The sequence below is a fragment of the Bacillus sp. 0209A genome (assembly GCF_036765095.1).
Classification (GTDB): domain Bacteria; phylum Bacillota; class Bacilli; order Bacillales; family Bacillaceae; genus Bacillus; species Bacillus subtilis_G.
Genome location: NZ_JBAIZV010000002.1, coordinates 546,504 through 565,545, shown reverse-complemented (window position 1 = coordinate 565,545; position 19,042 = coordinate 546,504). Strand labels below are relative to the sequence as shown.

General features: G+C 37.8%; 13 protein-coding genes. 6 read left to right on the top strand and 7 right to left on the bottom strand.

Going from position 1 to position 19,042, the window contains the following annotated elements:
• Nucleotides 1–12 precede the first annotated feature (12 nt).
• The 6 genes from tagH to tagD form a co-directional block, all read right to left on the bottom strand.
• Nucleotides 13–1,596, bottom strand: coding sequence for a teichoic acids export ABC transporter ATP-binding subunit TagH (gene tagH, locus V6D44_RS08090; RefSeq protein WP_087991578.1), 1,584 nt, complete (start codon nt 1,594–1,596; stop codon nt 13–15).
• A 19-nt stretch (nt 1,597–1,615) separates the two neighbouring features.
• Nucleotides 1,616–2,443, bottom strand: a complete 828-nt coding sequence (gene tagG, locus V6D44_RS08085) for a teichoic acids export ABC transporter permease subunit TagG (protein WP_010328803.1) — start codon at nt 2,441–2,443, stop codon at nt 1,616–1,618.
• A gap of 214 nt (nt 2,444–2,657) precedes the next feature.
• Nucleotides 2,658–3,872, bottom strand: a complete 1,215-nt coding sequence (locus V6D44_RS08080; protein ID WP_202327947.1) for a glycosyltransferase family 4 protein — start codon at nt 3,870–3,872, stop codon at nt 2,658–2,660.
• Nucleotides 3,873–3,889: 17 nt separating this feature from the next.
• Nucleotides 3,890–7,114, bottom strand: a complete 3,225-nt coding sequence (locus V6D44_RS08075) for a CDP-glycerol glycerophosphotransferase family protein (protein WP_202327946.1) — start codon at nt 7,112–7,114, stop codon at nt 3,890–3,892.
• Nucleotides 7,115–7,149: 35 nt separating this feature from the next.
• The gene (locus tag V6D44_RS08070) at nt 7,150–8,340 is read right to left on the bottom strand and encodes a CDP-glycerol glycerophosphotransferase family protein (RefSeq protein ID WP_087991718.1); all 1,191 of its coding nucleotides are present in this window, start codon (nt 8,338–8,340) and stop codon (nt 7,150–7,152) included.
• A gap of 96 nt (nt 8,341–8,436) precedes the next feature.
• Complete coding sequence (gene tagD / locus V6D44_RS08065; RefSeq protein WP_087991719.1) at nt 8,437–8,826, bottom strand: glycerol-3-phosphate cytidylyltransferase; 390 nt, start codon at nt 8,824–8,826, stop codon at nt 8,437–8,439.
• A gap of 508 nt (nt 8,827–9,334) precedes the next feature.
• Between tagD and V6D44_RS08060 the strand changes: the two genes are divergently transcribed.
• From V6D44_RS08060 to V6D44_RS08035, 6 genes are all read left to right on the top strand, one after another.
• Complete coding sequence (locus V6D44_RS08060) at nt 9,335–10,108, top strand: WecB/TagA/CpsF family glycosyltransferase (protein WP_087991720.1); 774 nt, start codon at nt 9,335–9,337, stop codon at nt 10,106–10,108.
• Nucleotides 10,109–10,202: 94 nt separating this feature from the next.
• Nucleotides 10,203–11,354 carry a CDP-glycerol glycerophosphotransferase family protein gene (locus V6D44_RS08055; protein WP_087991721.1) on the top strand — a complete coding sequence of 384 codons (1,152 nt, stop codon included), beginning with the start codon at nt 10,203–10,205 and terminating at the stop codon, nt 11,352–11,354.
• 88 nt (nt 11,355–11,442) lie between these two features.
• Nucleotides 11,443–12,156: an IspD/TarI family cytidylyltransferase gene (locus V6D44_RS08050; protein WP_087991722.1), complete on the top strand. Its 714-nt coding sequence runs from the start codon at nt 11,443–11,445 to the stop codon at nt 12,154–12,156.
• Complete coding sequence (locus V6D44_RS08045; protein ID WP_087991723.1) at nt 12,153–13,178, top strand: ribitol-5-phosphate dehydrogenase; 1,026 nt, start codon at nt 12,153–12,155, stop codon at nt 13,176–13,178. The genes V6D44_RS08050 and V6D44_RS08045 overlap by 4 nt, the downstream gene beginning before the upstream one ends.
• Before the next feature lie 3 nt (nt 13,179–13,181).
• Entirely contained in the window at nt 13,182–14,351 is a 1,170-nt protein-coding gene (locus tag V6D44_RS08040) for a CDP-glycerol glycerophosphotransferase family protein (RefSeq protein WP_087991724.1), read from the top strand.
• Nucleotides 14,352–14,369: 18 nt separating this feature from the next.
• Nucleotides 14,370–16,229, top strand: coding sequence for a CDP-glycerol glycerophosphotransferase family protein (locus V6D44_RS08035; protein ID WP_202328231.1), 1,860 nt, complete (start codon nt 14,370–14,372; stop codon nt 16,227–16,229).
• Between the two features lie 37 nt (nt 16,230–16,266).
• On the opposite strand, the gene V6D44_RS08030 is transcribed toward V6D44_RS08035, so the two are convergent.
• Entirely contained in the window at nt 16,267–18,912 is a 2,646-nt protein-coding gene (locus V6D44_RS08030) for an SPOR domain-containing protein (RefSeq protein WP_333516397.1), read from the bottom strand.
• Nucleotides 18,913–19,042: the final 130 nt, after the last annotated feature.

Genomic DNA, 19,042 nt, shown 5'->3' with positions numbered 1-19,042 from the left:
AATAGCCTTTTTTCATTTCGACATCAGTGTCAGCGTACGCTCTTCGTTATCAACTGCAAAAACCTGGTCATCTGTATTCACAAGAAAACGATTTTTGCTGCTGTCATACAATACATCACTGTCACTTAAAGATAGTGACGCCGGAGTAACAGGAGAAATGTTGTGAAAGATAAGCTCAGATGCTTTATCATTCTCCAGCACATAGCTGATTTTTTCATAATCAAAATCCAGCGTCTTTCTGCCGTCAGCCGTATCTCCTACAGTATATCCATTCAATTTCGATTGGATGTTGGTGCTGCTGTCTCCCAGGAATTTCAGGAAGTATTCATAGGAAGAAGCCGCATTTTGCGGAACATAAGGCGTAAAGGCCGCTGCCTGCAACTCAGCATGTTTTACGTTTGTTGCAACAGCGCTCTGCTTTACAAAATAAGGCTGCCCGTTAAACTTTATTTTCACTGCTTGTTTTCCTTTTGCAGCTACCTTCACCTCGGTACCGAATGGCAGTGTAATGTCAGCCTTCTGTTTCAAAGGTTGATCCTTATAAACCGACGCTTTTTCATCTGCAATAAACCCTTGTTTATTGACTGCGGTTAATTGTTTCTCTGTCTTGCCCTTTGCATCACCATGATGGTTCTTCACTTCGTTTTGCGGAATAGCGCCAAACGAAGCAATGGTACGAAGCGGGGTGTTAAAAAACATTGTTCCTGCAGTAAAGACCGTCAAGATAGACAAAATAGCAATTTGAACTGCATTAGCTAGTGATTTCGGCTTTTTCTTCTTTTTGCGGAAACGGGCAAACGCTTCAGGATCTTCTTTCTTCCGCTCTTCCGTTTGCTCTTTTTTATATGTTTCTTTTTCTTTTTTCGACAGCTTATTAAACCAGTCAATAAACGCTTTATACTCTTTGACAACCGTTTTTGTCTCATCAAACATACGAAGCTCGCCGTAGTGCATCCAAGCGACGCGGTCACACATCTTTTCAATCTGGCCGATGGAATGGCTGACAAAGAAAATGGTTTTTCCTTGCTTTTTAAACTCATTGATTCGATCTACACACTTCTGATAAAACGTTTGGTCCCCTACGGAGAGCGCTTCGTCAATAATTAAAATGTCAGGGTCGATATGCACGGAGATCGCGAAACCAAGACGCGATTTCATACCGCTGGAATAGTTTTTAACCGGCTGATTAATAAAATCGCCAATCTCGGCAAATTCCACAATACTGTCATACATATCATCAATTTCTTTATTGGTTAACCCCATCATCAAACACTTGAGCCGGACATTATCCCGGCCCGTCAATTGATTATTTAAACCGGCCGCAATCGCAATCAGCGACGGTTGGCCGTTCATTTCAATTTCACCGCTGGTCGGCGGAATAATTTTAGCCAGCAGGTTAGACATGGTCGATTTTCCTGACCCGTTTATCCCTACAAAGCCGATTGTCTCTCCCTCATACACGTCAAAGGAGACATTCCGCACAGCAAAAAAACCATTATCCTTAGCCGGAAAAAACAATCCTTTTATCTTGTCCGATTGTTTTTTATATAAATGATACTGCTTTGAAACATTTCGAAACGAAACTTTTAGTTTCATCGTACAATCTCCTTACGTATTAAAGAAAGTCAACAAACTTGTCTCTGAATTTCATATGCAGGATAGAACCTACTAACAATAAAAGGAAGGTGAACAGCCAGAAATAAAGTGTGTATTTCATGTCTTGGAAGAACCATTGCCCGTCTAAAAATGTATTCCGGAACCCTTCTATCAGATAATAAATCGGGTTCAGCTTAAGCACTGGCAGAAGGTTCGGGTGATTTTTCCCAAGCTGCTCCGAGATATTCCAAAAAACCGGAAGTAAAAAGAACAACAATCTTGTTACGGATTGCAGCAAAAATTGGTAGTCGCGTACCAGTACACTTATCGTCGAGTTAAACAAACTGAATGAAAACATAAAAATGATCATACAGGCTAAGTAGTAAATATATTGTATCCAATGTAAACTTGGATAAATTCCGTTAGTCAAAAGTACGATCAAAAAGATGCCCATCATCACAAAATAACTAAATAAATTTGAAGCAATCACAACAGAAGGCAGTGAACTGATCGGAAAATTCATCTTCGCGACCATATTAATCCGTTTAAACACACTGTTTGATCCATCAAGTATAGTTGGGCTAATAAAAAACCATGGAATCAAACCAGCCAGCATCCAAACAATAAAAGGCACTTCTCCGACACCCGTTAAAATTGGCTTACTGTTGCGAATCCCCATACCAAATACAAACCAGTACGCCAGCATTTGAATGAGAGGATTTAAAAACTGCCATAATACACCAAGATAATTCATCTGATACTGAGACTTTGTCTCATACGAAGCCAGGCGCAAAATTAAAGGAAACGATGTCACTTGCTCTTTTACGATTCTTACTAATGCATTCATTATTTATCTTCCTTAGACTTAAATGATTTTTTGGATCTTTCGGTTAAAGAAATTTGAAAGCACCGGTGAATATTGTAACAGATAATAAGTTTTTTTTCACATCATAGCAGGTTTAAGGTCAGTAAAAAAATTCACATTTCATTTTCATTTAATTATAGCTATAGTAAACAAAAAAGTATTTCGAGATATTTGTCTCGAAATACTAACTACTGCTTTATTGTACCTCAATTTGAGAATAGACCTTTTTTAAAGGAGTTTTGTTTTTTTTAAATTCTTGCTCATGCAAAAGATTTTCCCACTTTGATCCTACAACTTCAAATGAGTATCTTTTCACATTTTCCTTAGCATTCCTGCCCATTGATTTCCTCAAACTATCTTCTTTTATTATAGTAGTTAAAGATTCGGCTAGCTTGTCTACATCGTTTCTTTTGACTAATACCCCATCTTCACCATCTTTGATAATTTCAGCAGGACCAATACAAGAATAACTAACACAAGGAACCCCTACCGACATAGCTTCAATGATAACCATCCCAAATGATTCATTTCTTGAACTCAATGCATATATTGAGGAATTGGACATCTCCTTGATAATATTATCTGTTTTTGGCATTAAAAAAACATTATTATACAACTTCTTATCAAATATCATTTGACGTAATGAATCCTTCTCCACACCATCACCAAAAATCTTTAATTTCCATTCTGGATATTCTTGGGCCACTTTTTCAAATGCTTCAATCAATAGGTCAAACCCTTTTTCATGAACAAATCTCCCAGCAGCAATGACTGTTTTTTCGACAAGGTTTGAGCTCTCTTTTGGCATGTGTGTTGCATTCTCTATTTTATATAAATCTGTGGAATGGTTATTTAGAAGGCGCTTATAATCATTAATCTCTGCATCAGTTAAACATGTTAGAGCATCCAGCTGTTTATAATACTTTCTGATTTTCGTTTGAATTGACTTTTCATACCCGCCAAAGTACTTATGCTCTTGGCCAATTTTAATGACATTACGATTAACAAATTTAGCAGCCAAGAAATTAAAAGATGGAATAGTCGTTATAAGTACACCTTGATTAATTTCTGAAAGTTTTTTTAGAATTTTAAGATCTACAAATAAATTAAACATATGATATAGATCTTCATTTTTATCAATAAACACACTTGGTATCTTCATTAAAATTCTTTTAATGATTTTCTTGTATAAAGGAGTGTTTTTACCAAAGAGCTTTCCTCTTCTAGCATCAAATATTGGGTTTAGTTTAATCCTCTTGTCTATATCAAACATAGGTTTACCCCTAGTTCTTCTAACACTTATAATTTCAACATCATAGTTTTGGGCAGCTAAATAATTAGCTGTGTTGGCAACAGTCCTCACTGTACCACCCATGCCATAAATATTGTAAACCAAAAAAGTAATTTTCACTATATTTTCCTCCTTTCCTATTTAAGCATTTTTATTTGGTTATAAATACGTTCTGAATTTTGTTTATCCTGATACTTATAGAATTTCTTTGATTTCACTTTATATTTTTTCTCATACTTAAAATCATTTTCAATTTGCTTTTGAACGATTTCCAATAAGCTTTCATCTGTATAAGCTGTTTGACCGAATAGATCTGTTTTTAAATTGACATAAGACCCTCTGTAATGTAAATAGTCAGGTAAATCAAATTGATAGAAGACAACAGGCTTTTCCAGATAATTAAAATCAAAAGCTACGCTTGAATAATCCGTTATCATTAAAGAGCTTTCACTTACAAGACTTTTAACGCTCTCTTCTCCGACTTTTACTAATTTTATGTTTTTATGCAGATCTTTAAAATAATTACTATATTTTTTCTGCAGTTCTATATGCATAAAAAACTTCAATATAATATTCTTGTCTTCTAAAAGTTTATGCAATTTCTTATTATTTAAAAATCCACTGTAATTGAGATAGAATTCGGAACTTGTAAAGTCATCAATCCACTCTCTCCAAGTCGGAATAAGGAGTATTTGTTTGGAATTCACCATTTTACTGTTGTCAATCAATGTATCAAATCTCGATAGTCCTGTAACCATTATTTGATCTTTTTTAAAATTCATTTCCTTTACTAAAATGTGCTTTTCGTGATCAGATGAAACGACAAACTTTCTAATTTTACTGTTATATGATTTTCTATTAAAGCTCAATTTTTTCATTGCAATTATGCCATGCTGCAAATAGATGACTTCTTTTGGGTTTTCACTCATTTTATTATGAATGACACTGGGAATAACATCTCTTATACCATGACTTACAATTAAATATTTACTTAAATGATAAAATACGAGATGTTTAAAGCTGTCATAGGTTAAAATGTTTTTCGGATATTTCGAAATGTTATCAGGATTTTTATTATCTTTCTTACTTACATAATAGTATTTTTCTTGATTTTTATTTCGAACACAGTATTCAAAAAATGCAAACCCATTATCCTGCGCGACTTCTCCTAAATTCTCTCCAACAAACCACACTGGTTTATTAACAAAAGGTTTTAAAACTTTTGCAATTAGTCCTGCAATTAGAAACCTTATTTTTTCCGATTTCTTTTCAGTAGCCTTTATATCTCTCATTTCTAGCTTTAAAAGAGCGTTTCTTTTATCAATAAAAGCAGACAAAAAGAGAGACTTATTAATTTTAATTGCACCAGATTTAAATGTTGACTTACTATTTATTAGTTTTAAATCTTTTATTTTTATTGATGACTCAACATACTTATTATTAATTAATAAACACAGACCGATATCGTATTGCATTTGTTTTTCCAAGCCATAACTTTCAACTTCGTTTTCACTTAATAAAAACACAAATTCTTTATAGTCTTGCTGCTCCCGTTTTAACGAAGGTTCAAGCAGAACAGAGCGGCTATTCTTATCTTTTAACTTCAAATATATTTTTTCGTATATCAAATTCTTTTTTTCAATAGCCAAATGAATTTCTATTTCTTTATTTTTGCTGATTATATCTGTGCATTCAGCGTTAATATATGAAGAAAAAACAAATGATAATTCATTTAATTGATTAAATTTGGGCTGTATTGAGAACGGTTTTATATCTTTAATTACAAACTCCGGATAAACATGAGATTGTGATTTGTCTAAAATATCGTCTAAGTTCGACTTCAGTTTTACAGCATATTCTTGATCCTTTACAAGAATTGAAATATAAAAATCAAAAATAAAATAATGATTCATTGCCTCTATATCTGTTTTCTTTATGTTAAGCCTGCTCTCAAAATGCCAACAAGAAGAAGTTTTTTCTAGGTTATTAATAAAATGAATTTTCTGCTCACTTTCATTAGCTAAAAAAACGTTTTTAATTTCAAATTCCTTATCTAAAACCTCTATAGAACCTTTAACTATTAAATCAACACCATCATGATGTATATAAGATATTTCTCCATAAATTGCTGAATCTTTTATTAGAACCGCTAAGTTGTTATCTAAAGTAGCATACATACGTGCTCTTTTTATGAATCCATTAGAATTGTAAATGGTTTTTGGCAGACTGATAAATTTACCCGTAGATTTATCAATTTCTGAATCAAATGATAATCTTTGACTTACTGTTAATCCATTTGTATCGAACTCTAGATAAACATCCCATATTCCATCAGTTTCAAAAAAGCGTTGTGTTAATAAAGGAACACTTACCTGTAAAAAGCCGTTATTATAATCTTTTTCCTGCAGACGAATTATGTGCTTATCTTCAGTTTTTCTATTGAGAAAAACTAACTGTTTAATAAAAATCTGTTCGTCTTCATTTGGGGTAATCTTACAATTTAAATGAAGATCATTATTATCGATGCTTAAATGATGAATTTTAGTCTGAATTAACTGTTCATCAAATTGAGAAATGTGAATTAGCAATTCTTTATTTTGAGTCTGGAAAACATTATGAACAAAGAGTTGGCCATTTTCAGTAAACATCTCTTTTGTTTGTAATGCAGTATTAATATCAGTTTTTATTTTAACTGCAAACTGATATTTACCTACCTTAACTTCAGTATAAAAATACCAATTCCCTTGATATAAAGGATAATCCTTCAGTGTTAAGGATATTTCAAAACTTGAGTCTTCTGAAAGTACTAAAGAGCTCTTCGGTATTATTAATTGTTCTTTTGTTGCTTCGTTTTCTAAATAACAATTTATGGATTTGACTGTGCTATTTAAAAACAAAAATGTATGAGATCCAATAAAAGTCGTGCAATTTGCTGACATTTCGACATTTTCTATTACAAAAGCCGATTCGGAAAGGCTTGTTTTATTTACGATTAAATTTCCATCCACTTGAGGAGCCAACTCTAGCACAGACCCGTCAATAACCAGTTTAAAAGTATCATTTAACTGATTTAGGATATCAATAAAAATTTCATCTCTATCTAAAATAAGTTTTAATTTAAAAACTGTTTTATCAGAACAAGACTTAAGCTCATCTAATGGGATAACAACTTTCATAATGCCTTCATCGCTAAGTAAAGAGATGTTCGATAAGAGATCTATATGCCTGTTAGAAGTTGCAAGAACAACATTCTCTATCCTACTGAAAAAGTGATCATAAAAATCTTTTTTTTCACACTTCAGATCAAATAAGATATTTTCATTTTCAACTTTCACCTTTATTAAATATATGCCGTAGTCCATTAAGTCTCGCCTTTCTGTGCTTGCTGAATTATCTTTTATCCAAAAAGCGTTTTTACAACTCTCTTTGTTGACTCGCCTGCTTCTAAATAACAAAACTTGCTATGAAATTTCTGATATTTATCGTTAGTACTGTAAGCGAAATTTCCCACATCATCAACAGATTTAATAACTTCCTCTGTGGTCATCAATAACGGTCCAGGAGCTTCACTTTCAAAATTATAATAAAACCCTCTTAATTTATCTCTGTATATATCAATATCGGGAACAAAAAAGATAATAGGTTTCTTAAGTGACCCAAAATCAAAAAATACAGAAGAGTAATCAGTAATTAAGATATCTGAAACAAAATATAGTTCACGGATATCCTTATACATAGACAGGTCATATGCAAAGTTTTCTAAGCCCTCTAAGTCAATAACATCAGCTACTAAATAATGCATTCGAAGTATGACAACATATTCTTCACCTAGATGTTCTTTTAGTTTTTTCAAATTCAAATGTATATCGAACTTATAAGCGCCTTTTTTATGATATAAATTATCCCGCCAAGTAGGCGCATATAAAATAACTTTTTTATTTATATCCATACCAAGCTTTTGTTTTATATCATTTTTCTCGTCATTTGTTTTTGGCGAAAATAAATAATCATTTCTCGGATAACCAGTTTCTAAGATTTGTTTTTTAAATTGAAATGCTCGTTTAAAAATTTCAGTCGAATAGGCATTAGGAGAAATTAAAAAATCCCATTTATTTGCTTCCTGCAGAAAATTCTGTTTATACTTTTCAGTTGTCGTTCCGGGCATGTGCACTTCGTCCATATCATTGGCAAGTTTTTTTAACGGAGTGCCGTGCCACGTTTGTATATACAGTGTGTTTTTGGGTTTTGGAATCCATAAAGGAAGCCGGCTGTTTGTAATCCAATATTTCGCTGTAGCCATGTACCAAGTCCACTTAAGAGAAAACCTTTTGATATATGGAGCATCAACGCCGTCTAATGCCGATAAATACCGTTTATCAATACTCCATATCAATTTATAATCATATTGATCTTTATTTTCCTGTAAATATTCGTAGATTGCTCGGGGGTTGCAGCTAAACTGTTTTCCAGAATAGCTTTCAAATAAAATGAGTTTGTTGTTTCTTGGCAGAAGAGCAAAAATCTTAAAAAGGACTGAATAGACCCTAATTAATGAACTTCTGCATTTTTTTAAAATAAAAGATTTCATCATGAACTCCTTAAAGAGTGAAAAATTTATCCTTTGCGCAAACAAGAAAAAAAGAAGCAACTGAAATTTACTTCAAGCCTCTTTTAGTTAGTACTTCTATAAACTAGCCATGTCTTTTTTGATCTGGGTAGTTGAAATGCCTTCTGTTCTTGGAAGGTAAACGACCTCACAATATTCCTTTAAGAAGTCAAACTTCCCTTCCCAGTCATCGCCGATGACAAATGTGTCGATTTTATACTTTTGGATATCTGAGATTTTTTGTTCCCAGTTTTTTTCGGGAATGACTTCGTTAACAAAATCGATCGTTTCTAAAATGAACTTTCGATGTTCAAATGAATGATGCGATTTTTTTTGTTTTTGAAGATTAAATTCATCTGTAGATAATCCTACAATTAAATAGTCACCCAGATCTCTTGCTCTTTCCAGCAGCTTCATATGTCCGTAGTGAAATAAATCAAATGTTCCGTACGTTATCACTTTCTTCATTAGATAACATCACCTTCCAAGCGTTTTCAACTGAGAGTAACAGAAAAAAACCAAAACCTTTAACAGATTGTTTATAATTTCGACATAATTTTCACGTACCTTTAATATTGAACAATAATAGCATAAGTTCCTATAAAAGTTAAGGCACTTTAAAAATGTCAATCACCAGCATTTTTTGGTATTACCGTTGTATTGATGTATAAAATTCACAGGACTATTGTCTCAACTATCCCCATTATAACAAGTTTTCTTTTGCGGAAAAATTGATTCTTTTGTCACGTTTTTAAACGAAACGATTTTCTTTCTGCTGCGTCATTTATTCTGTACGCCCTCCTCATATTAATTCATCGTCAAAACGTGAAGGAATTGTAATGTGAATGTTAAAAGTTCCTAAAGATTTTTGTGGTAAGATAGAGTAAGATGTTTTCAGGCAAAGAGGCTTTAATGAAACTATACGAATGGCACGTGTTTTTTATAGACATATAGATGAAAAGGAGGGTTGGTTACGATGCAAACAAAACCCATTAATCAATTAGATTTTGTAGACGGTGAACTAACTTCATTTGTATCACATTTAGAAACGTCATATTTGGACCAAAATAGAGGTGCGTTCATCGTAACAGCGAATCCTGAAATCGGATTTGAAGCGATGCAGAATCCGCGTTATGAAGCGGTTCTTTCGTCTGCTGATTTTATTTTGCCGGATGGCATTGGTGTTGTGATGGTTTCGAAGTTAATCGGGAAGCCGCTTCAATCCAGAATTGCCGGTTATGATTTGTTTACGTCGCTGTTGGATAAAGCAAATCAAAAGAAAAAGCGGGTTTTCTTTTACGGTGCGGCTAAGCATGTCATTGCACAGACAATTGAGCGCGTCGAACGTGATTATCCAGGGATTGAAATTGCCGGATACTCTGACGGCTATGTGAAGGATCAACGTGAGGTGGCGGACCAGATTGCGGCCGCAAATCCAGATATGGTATTTGTTGCGTTAGGTTATCCTAATCAGGAGTTCTTTATCCATCAATACCGCCATTTATTCCCTCAGGCTGTTGCTGCAGGGCTGGGCGGAAGCTTTGATGTGTTCAGCGGCAATGTCAAAAGAGCGCCGTCATTTTTTATCCGTTTCCATCTTGAATGGATGTACAGGCTGATCACCAATCCTGCGCGCTGGAGAAGAATGCTGAGCATTCCTAAGTATGTTACAGCCGTGCTGAAGCATGAACGAGCTGCAGCAAAGCCGCAATATACGGGGCAGGTCAAAGATCAGTCACGCCATCTGTAATCGGCTTAAAGGAGCTATGGTATGTAATGAAATGCATGAATCTTTCGCTGAGCTCGAGGACAATCTGTGACAGCCCTTTTGAAGTGATGACAGATTGAAATCCTGGATTGCGTTATTTTATTATTTGTTCATCAAAACCATTGGCACATTGCTGTTTTGGGTCAAACCGGGCAATGAAGTGACGCTTCTGGTTTCCTTTCCTGATAATGCCCGTGCACTATTAAAGGAATACCAGAAGGGACACTTTTCATTTCCCATTCATGTGCTGCTGACCCAGCATGCCAAGTCGCTGGAAAAAGAATTTCCTTCACTTACTGTTTCGGTTATTAACGAAAAACACCCGCTTCATATATGTAAAGCGGTCTTTTCTATGCTGAGCAGTAAGACTGTGATTGTTGATAACTATTTTATTTTGACGACCGTTCTGGCCAGCAGGTCTGAGATCGAGTGTATCCAAGTTTGGCATGCAAACGGGGCATTTAAGAGATTTGGGTTAAAGGACATCAACACACAGAACCGTTCGCGGTCTGATATAAGCCGCTTTCGCAAAGTGTATGCTTCATTTGACCGGATTGTCGTCGGTTCTGAACATATGGCTGACATATTCAAGGAATCTTTCGACATAAAAGGTGATCCATTTCTTCGGTTTGGTGTGCCTTTAACTGATGCTTACAATGAGACGCGGGAAAGCAGCAATGATCTTAAAAGCAAATATCATCTGCCGGCGGAGAAAAAAATTATACTGTATGCGCCGACCTTTAGGGACCGACAGTTCGAAAGCTTTTCTCTGCCGTTTTCAGAAAAGCAGCTGCAGCATGAATTAAAAGAAGAATATTTACTTGCGGTAAAACTTCATCCTGTTATGAAGCAATCTGCTGAATTACCTGAAGATAGTGCGTGGATAAAAGATGTGTCAGCTCTCCCTCTTGCAGACCTTTTGAAAATGAGCGATCTGTTAATATCGGATTATTCTTCTGTCCCTTTTGAATTCGCATTGCTGGACAAACCCATTTTGTTTTATACGTATGATTTGGAGGATTACAACAGAACCCGCGGTTTAATTCGGAATTATGCAGAGGTGATCCCCGGGGTTCCTTGCTGTGATTCTGGAATGCTCTTGGACCAGCTGAAAGATATGGACAAGCTCCAATCAGAAGTAGAGCGCTTTTCACGTGAATGGAATGAATACTCTAGAGGGAATGCCAGTAAACAGCTTTTAAGCTATATAAACGAGAAATTATACTGATCCCTATATATAATAGAGATCGGTATTGCAAATAATATGAAAACCTTTTATAAAACATTATGAGTTGTAGTAAGGAAGGAGTCATTTTATGATTTATGCTGAGATTCTAGCCGGTGGAAAAGGTTCCCGCATGGGGAACGTCAATATGCCAAAACAGTTTTTGCCGTTAAATAAACGCCCTATTATCATTCATACGGTTGAAAAGTTTTTATTAAATGACCGTTTTGATAAGATTTTAATCGTTTCACCTAAAGAGTGGATTAACCATACAAAAGACATTTTAAAAAAATTCATGGGGCCTAATGATCGCCTGGTTGTCGTTGAAGGCGGCAGCGACCGTAATGAGTCTATTATGAGCGGCATCCGCTATATTGAAAAAGAATTCGGCATTCAGGATGATGACGTGATCATTACTCATGATTCTGTGCGTCCATTTCTGACTCATCGCATTATTGATGAAAATATTGATGCGGTTCTTCAATACGGTGCGGTGGATACTGTGATCTCTGCCATTGATACGATTATTGCTTCAGAAGACCAGGAATTCATTTCTGATATCCCTGTCCGCGATAACATGTACCAAGGGCAAACCCCGCAAAGCTTTCGGATCAGCAAATTGGTCGAGCTTTATAACAAGCTGTCAGATGAACAAAAAGCTGTCCTGACTGACGCATGTAAGATCTGTTCGTTAGCAGGTGAAAAAGTGAAGCTGGTCCGCGGTGAAGTCTTTAATATTAAAGTAACGACACCATATGACTTAAAAGTGGCTAATGCCATTTTACAGGAGCGAATTTCACAATGATTAATCAAACGTATCGTTTAGTTTCTGCCCGACAATTTGAAGTGACGTATAAAGATAAAGTTGTCCACTCAGATAAGGTCGTCATCCGGCCCACCCATTTATCCATCTGTGCTGCCGACCAGCGCTATTATACTGGTTCACGCGGCAAAGAAGCCATGGATAAAAAATTGCCGATGGCTCTCATCCATGAAGGAATCGGAAAAGTCATGTTTGATCCGACAGGCACATTTAAAGTCGGAACCCGGGTTGTTATGGTGCCGAATACACCGGTTGAAGAGCATGAGGTCATTGCGGAGAATTACCTGCGTTCCAGCAGGTTCCGTTCAAGCGGCTATGATGGATTTATGCAGGATTATATGTTCATGGCGCCGGATCGGCTCGTTGAACTTCCGGACAGCATTAATCCGCATGTCGCAGCTTTTACTGAGCTTATTACGATTGCAGTTCATGCGCTTTCCCGATTTGAGCGTATGGCGCATAAGAAGCGTGACACATTCGGTGTATGGGGAGACGGAAATCTCGGATTTATCATGACGCTTCTTCTGAAGAAGAAATATCCAGACAGCAAAGTGTTTATTTTCGGAAAAACGCCTTACAAGCTTGATCATTTTTCTTTTGTTGACGCAGCATATCAAATTAACGACATTCCTGAGGATGTCAAAATCGACCATGCCTTTGAATGTGTAGGCGGACGCGGCAGTGAAAGCGCAATTGATCAGATCATTGCCCAAGTTCATCCCGAAGCGTGTGTAGCGCTCTTAGGCGTGTCAGAATACCCTGTTGAAATTGAAACGAGAATGGTGCTTGAAAAAGGAATTACGCTGATCGGCAGCAGCCGCAGCGGACGCGAGGATTTTGCCCGTACTGTCGACTTTTTAGCTCAATACCCTGAAGTCGTTGATTATTTAGAAACATTAGTAGGCGGACGCTTCCCAGTACGCAGTATTGAGGAAATTACTAACGCGTTTGAAGCAGATTTGACTTCATCTTGGGGAAAAACTGTTATTGAATGGGACATTTAAACAGTGAAAACATTCCTTACACGAATCGTAAAAGGAGTATTCAGCACCTCTTATAAACTATTGAGCGCCTTATTGCCAGTACAGCACAACAAAGTTGTCATCGCTTCCTATCGTGAAGATCATTTAAGTGATAATTTTAAAGGTGTTTATGAAAAGCTGAAGCAAGATCCGTCTCTTCGCATCACCCTGCTTTTACGCAAGATGGATAAGGGGCTGATCGGACGAGCTGCATATTTGCTTCATCTTTTCAGCTCGTTATATCACCTTGCCACATGTCGTGTGCTTTTGTTAGATGATTATTATTTTCCTTTGTATGTTGTGCCAAAACGAAAGGAAACTGTCGCCATCCAGCTTTGGCATGCTTGCGGCGCGTTTAAAAAATTCGGCTACAGCATTGTGGACAAGCCGTTTGGTCCTTCTTCTGATTACCTGAAGATTGTTCCCGTGCATTCTAACTATGATTATGCTGTTGTCAGTGCACCTGATGCCGTGCCGCATTTTGCCGAAGCTTTTCAAATGGAGCAAAAGCAGATTTTGCCGCTTGGCATTCCAAGAACGGATTATTTTTATCATAAGGATCATATTCGCCATGTACTGGATGAGTTTCATCGGGTTTATCCGGAACTTAAGCATAAGAAAAAGCTTTTGTATGCTCCTACTTTTAGAGGCAGCGGACATCATCAAGAGGGTGACGCTACCCCGCTTGATCTGCTACAATTAAAATCGGCGCTAAACCATAAAGATTATGTCGTGATGCTCCATCTTCATCCGTATATGCGCAAGCATGCGCACACGGAAGAGGATGATTTTGTGCTGGATTTAACCGATTCGTACTCTTTGTACGATTTGATGGCAATCTCCGATGGGCTGATAACCGATTATTCTTCAGTCATTTTCGAATACAGCCTGCTGAAACGTCCGATGTATTTTTACTGCCCGGATTTAGAAGACTACTTGGAAGAACGTGATTTCTACTATCCGTTTGAATCGTTTGTTCCCGGGCCGATTTCGAAAGATGTTCCATCGCTTGTACACGATATCGAGAGTGATCACGAGGCTGATACGAAGCGGATTGAGGCTTTTTCGCAAACATTTATTACCCATCAGGACGGCAAATCTTCAGAGCGAGTAGCCGATTTTATTTCATCATTTTTAACATCTGGTGCCGATTAGGAGAAAGTGAGGTACAAAGTGAAGCTGGCCAGAAAGATTAAGAACAGACTTTTCAGATCAAAAAAGAGAACGAAAACAGAAGATACATCTGTCATTGTCCATTCGACAGATAACAGGGTTTTTTCTCTTTTCGATAAAACCAAGCGAATTGAAGAAAACCAGCAAGTCCCTGTCAGAAAAATTTCTGAGTTTTCTTGGAATGGATCAATTCTTAAAATTGCGGGTTATATGTACATCAAGGGCCTGCCTCTTCAAAAAGAGGATCAGGTTCGAAAACGTTTATTATTGGTGAACAACGGTGTTTTATTTACAGCTGTTTCACTGCGGGATGTTCCGGTAGATCAGCTGTCGATTGATACTTCAAATGTGCCTGGGGGCTATAAGTGGGCAGGATTTTCACAGCAGATTAACTTTTCTAAGCTGATGAATGACAAGCCGCTTCCGCAGGGCGAGTATAAGCTGTTTCTGGAAATTGAAGCTGTAGATGACCAAAATGTAAAACACCAGGAAGTGCATACGGTCGGAAACGTCAGCAATTTCCTCTCTAATGATGTATATGCCACAAAAATGGAATTTCATTCTGCTAAAAAGCTGATGAAATTCAATTTAATTGTTAACTATGATGAGGGCGAAAAGACGATTAACTTGTCTTGCAACAAGCTGCAGGAAATTGATCCGAGCCTTTTGGAGCTGGATACTGGAAAAGAAGCGAACCGATTTTTACGCAAGCTGAATACGAGCTTATTTCATTTTGCTTATGATGTGTTCCGCCTGCTGCCGATTAAGTCCAATAAGATCGTCTTTGCTTCTGACAGCCGGCTTGATTTGACAGGCAACTTCGAATTTGTTTATGAAGAACTGCTAAAGCGCGAAGAAAATTTTGATTTCAAATTTTTCTTAAAGAGCAGCATTCGAGACAGAAAAAGCCTGTCTGAATTAATGTCAATGGCCTATCATTTTGCGACAAGCAAAATCATTTTTATAGATGATTTTTATCCGATTATTTATCCGCTAAAAATCCGTAAAAATGCGGATCTTGTCCAGCTATGGCATGCTGTCGGCGCCTTTAAGACATTCGGCTACAGCCGAATCGGGTTGCCAGGAGGACCGTCGCCGCATTCGAAAAACCATAGAAACTACACCAAGGTGATTGTCAGCTCTGAGAATATACGAAAACATTATGCAGAGGGCTTCGGCGTAGATATAGAGAACGTCATCGCTACAGGCGTACCGCGAACAGACTTTTTCTTTGATGAAGCGAAGAAGGCATTTGTAAAAGAACGTCTTTATACGGAATATCCGTTTCTGAAGGACAAGAAGGTCATTCTTTTTGCACCAACCTTCCGCGGAAACGGTCAGCAATCCGCTCATTATCCTTTTGAAGTGCTTGATTTTGACCGTCTGTATCATGAGTTAAAGGATGAGTATATCTTCTTATTTAAGATTCATCCATTCGTTCGAAACGATGCCAATATTCCTTATCAGTACAGTGATTTCTTTTATGATTTCTCTTCGTTTAGGGAAATCAATGAGCTATTGCTCGTAACAGATGTTCTGATTACAGATTACTCTTCTGTGTGCTTTGAGTATGCTTTATTAAATAAACCGATGATCTTCTTTAGCTATGATGTAGATGATTATATTCGCAAACGTGATTTCTATTACGATTACTTTGACTTTATTCCTGGTCCGCTTGCGAAAACGTCTGATCAAATGATTTCGATCATAAAGGAAGAGAAGTATAACTTTGAGCAAATTGATTCATTTGTTCATTATTTCTTCGACGATCTTGACGGAAAAGCAAGTGAACGTGTGATCGATCAAATTGTCTTTCCTCAGGAAGAGGAGCCATTAGACGATAAAGTCCTTAAAAGATAAGCAAAACCACCTTTTGCAAACGCAAAAGGTGGTTTTTTTATTGGTATTCCGGAACATCAAAGTAAAGCGTATAACCGTCCAGCAATGAATACAGGCTGTACATGCGGTTTACTTGTTTGTACGCCCAGCCGATGTCGGTTGCGTATTGGTGTGCCGCTGTGGCTGACCATCTCATTTTGTATAGTGTGTCCTGGTTGTAGGCTGTGTTGTGAATATATGAAGAGCCTATGAATTTGGCCCCGCCGATAATGGCCGCTTCTGGTGTGAACCAGCCTTGTTCGTACGCGTATTTAGCGCCGTAGTAATTCGGATTTCTGTCGTATGCGCCTATTCCGTACATGTTATATACAGTTTTTCCGTTATAGGTTAAGCCGTTGGCTAAATCGGATGTTCCGTTTCCTGTTTCAAGAAGAGCGTGTGAGATTAAATAGAGCTCGTTGATGCCGTATTGTTTGGCGGCATCGATAAATGCCTTTGCTTTCCCTGTCAGAACGCCTTTACCCGCAAGCACTTTCTGATTGACTTCAGTGATGCTGAGCCCGGCTGCCTGTGACAGCTTGAGAAATTGGAAATAGTATTTGCTGTCTCTGGAAAATTTATTCGGATCCACGTATTGAACCACTTCATCACTGCTTGCGTTTCGCCAGCCCAAATTGATTTTGGCCCAGCCGTTTGTCTGGCCGATGATTTTCACCTTATCGCCTTTTTTAAATTGGCCAATTACGTTCGTCGGGATGACTGCCGGCGTTGACCGGATATTCAGTACGTCAGCTGTGACTGTTGAAGTTGCTGTATGAATATAAGTGAGCGATACGTAAGCCGCCCCGTCTGTTTGCGGGCTTACTGTCATTTGTTTTTGGACCATATCACGAAGCGAGAGATTGTAATTTGTTTTCATGATTTGCGGCCCGTTTTTGATTTTTACGATAGATGATGTCCATCCGTATAATTGTTTCAGCTTCGCTGCTGCCGCAGCAGCTGCATCGTTACCTGTGAACGGTTCGTTTAAGCTGATTTTATAAAGGCGATTGGTCTTGGTTGTGTAACTCGGGCTTAAGCTTTGGGCTTTCAGATAGGTTACCCCATTGTTTAATGCTGTTTTGCTGCTGATCTGGGCTGTTACGATTTTGTATTGTGTATATGCCGTCTCGCCTGTTTTAGCTGTTGTGCCGGCGGCATTATTTTGTTTGAAAAACGCTAAAACACGGTCAATATCTTCTTGGCTGATGATGGCTTCAGTTATCATTTGATAGCTGCTCGCTGTGGTCTGACCGGTTTTCTGGCTTGTTGCTGATATGTGATTCGATTGAAAGAATGTAAGTGCTTGATTGGCTTTGGCTGTACCAAGCAGAGATTCAGTTGTGATTGTAAACGTGTTAGCGATTTGTTTTTTGATTGTTTTCGCAGATACACTCAGCTGATGTTTTTTTAATATGTTCAAGCCCTTTGTCACTTTTACTTGATCTGATGTTTCTTCTGAGATGAGCTGATATTGGTTTTCTGCTGTTGTTCCAGTTGCTTTTTTCGCTGCCTTTACTTTTTTCTGAACAAAAAAGGCTGCGGCTTTGTTTGCCTGCTTCTCGCCTAAAATTTTTGCTGTCGTTATTTGATAGGCTGTAGATGTTGTCGTTTTTTTGATGCTGGATGATGTACAGCGCCACTTTTTCTTTTTAAAGAAGGTGTCCACTTTTTGCAGCTGCTGTTTCGTTAAACCCTTCATATTCACAATATATGATGTGCTTGTGCCAACCTTTTGATAACTGCCGGATACGCCGGTGTTTTTCTTGATTTGGCTGATGGCGTCCTTGACTGTATTCAGCCCTTTGAAATAAGCTGATTGGACATTATATGTCTCAGCAGTTGTTTTTTGATTGATTGGCTTGTAGCTTCCTGTAATACCGGTGGTTTGTTTCAATTGAGTTAATAGATTCTTGGCATTCGCTTCGCCTGATACGGCGGCTGTAGTGAATGTATAATAGGCTTGTCCTTTCACCGTTTCTTTTAATGAAGCCTTAAGCCCCGATTCCTTTTGGAAGGCATTTTTGATCTGCTCTGCTTTGCTGTCTCCAACGATTGCGCCTGACTGAATGGTTGTGACAGACACCGTATGTGAGACGGGCTGATACGAGCTTTTAATTCCCGTTTGCTTAGCCAGACTCTGGATAAGCGCCTTCACTTTTGTCTCATCAGGGATTTCTGATGTTATGACGTTCACATAGGGCTGGGCTGTTCCGGATGCTTTTACAGTGCCAGACACTCCCGTCTCTTGTTTAAGCTTGGCCAGCAATGTGTTTGCCTGCTTTTCACCCGAAATGGCGCCTGAGGTGATGGTGACATACGGCTGTTTGCTTCCGACAGGACTTGACTTGCCTGAAATCGCTGTCTGTTTGGCGAGTCCGCTCAGTATTGCTTTCGCTTCTGCTTCGCTATGAATGCCAGCAGCGGAAATTTGGTAGGTCGTTGTTGTGCCCGAAGCCTGATAAGAAGCATCCCAGCCAGTGTCTTTTTCCAGCTTGGCGGCTGCCTGTGCGGCTTGGCTTTCTGTACTGAACGTTTTAGCCGGTTCTATCTCATATATCGAGTAGTCCTTATAGGCTGCAGCCTGTGCGGCAGAACCGGATATGGAAAAAAAGGCAAGGGACGCGGCGGACAGAAGCATCGGTGCGATTAATCTCTTTTTCATTCCTTCTCCTCTTTCATATTCAATGAGTATATAAAACTAGTTTATTTATCGGCACGCGTACACTTCATTTACAGGTGAATCCCTTCCATTTTTTCATAAAAAAAAACTTAATCTCGAAGTGAGATTAAGT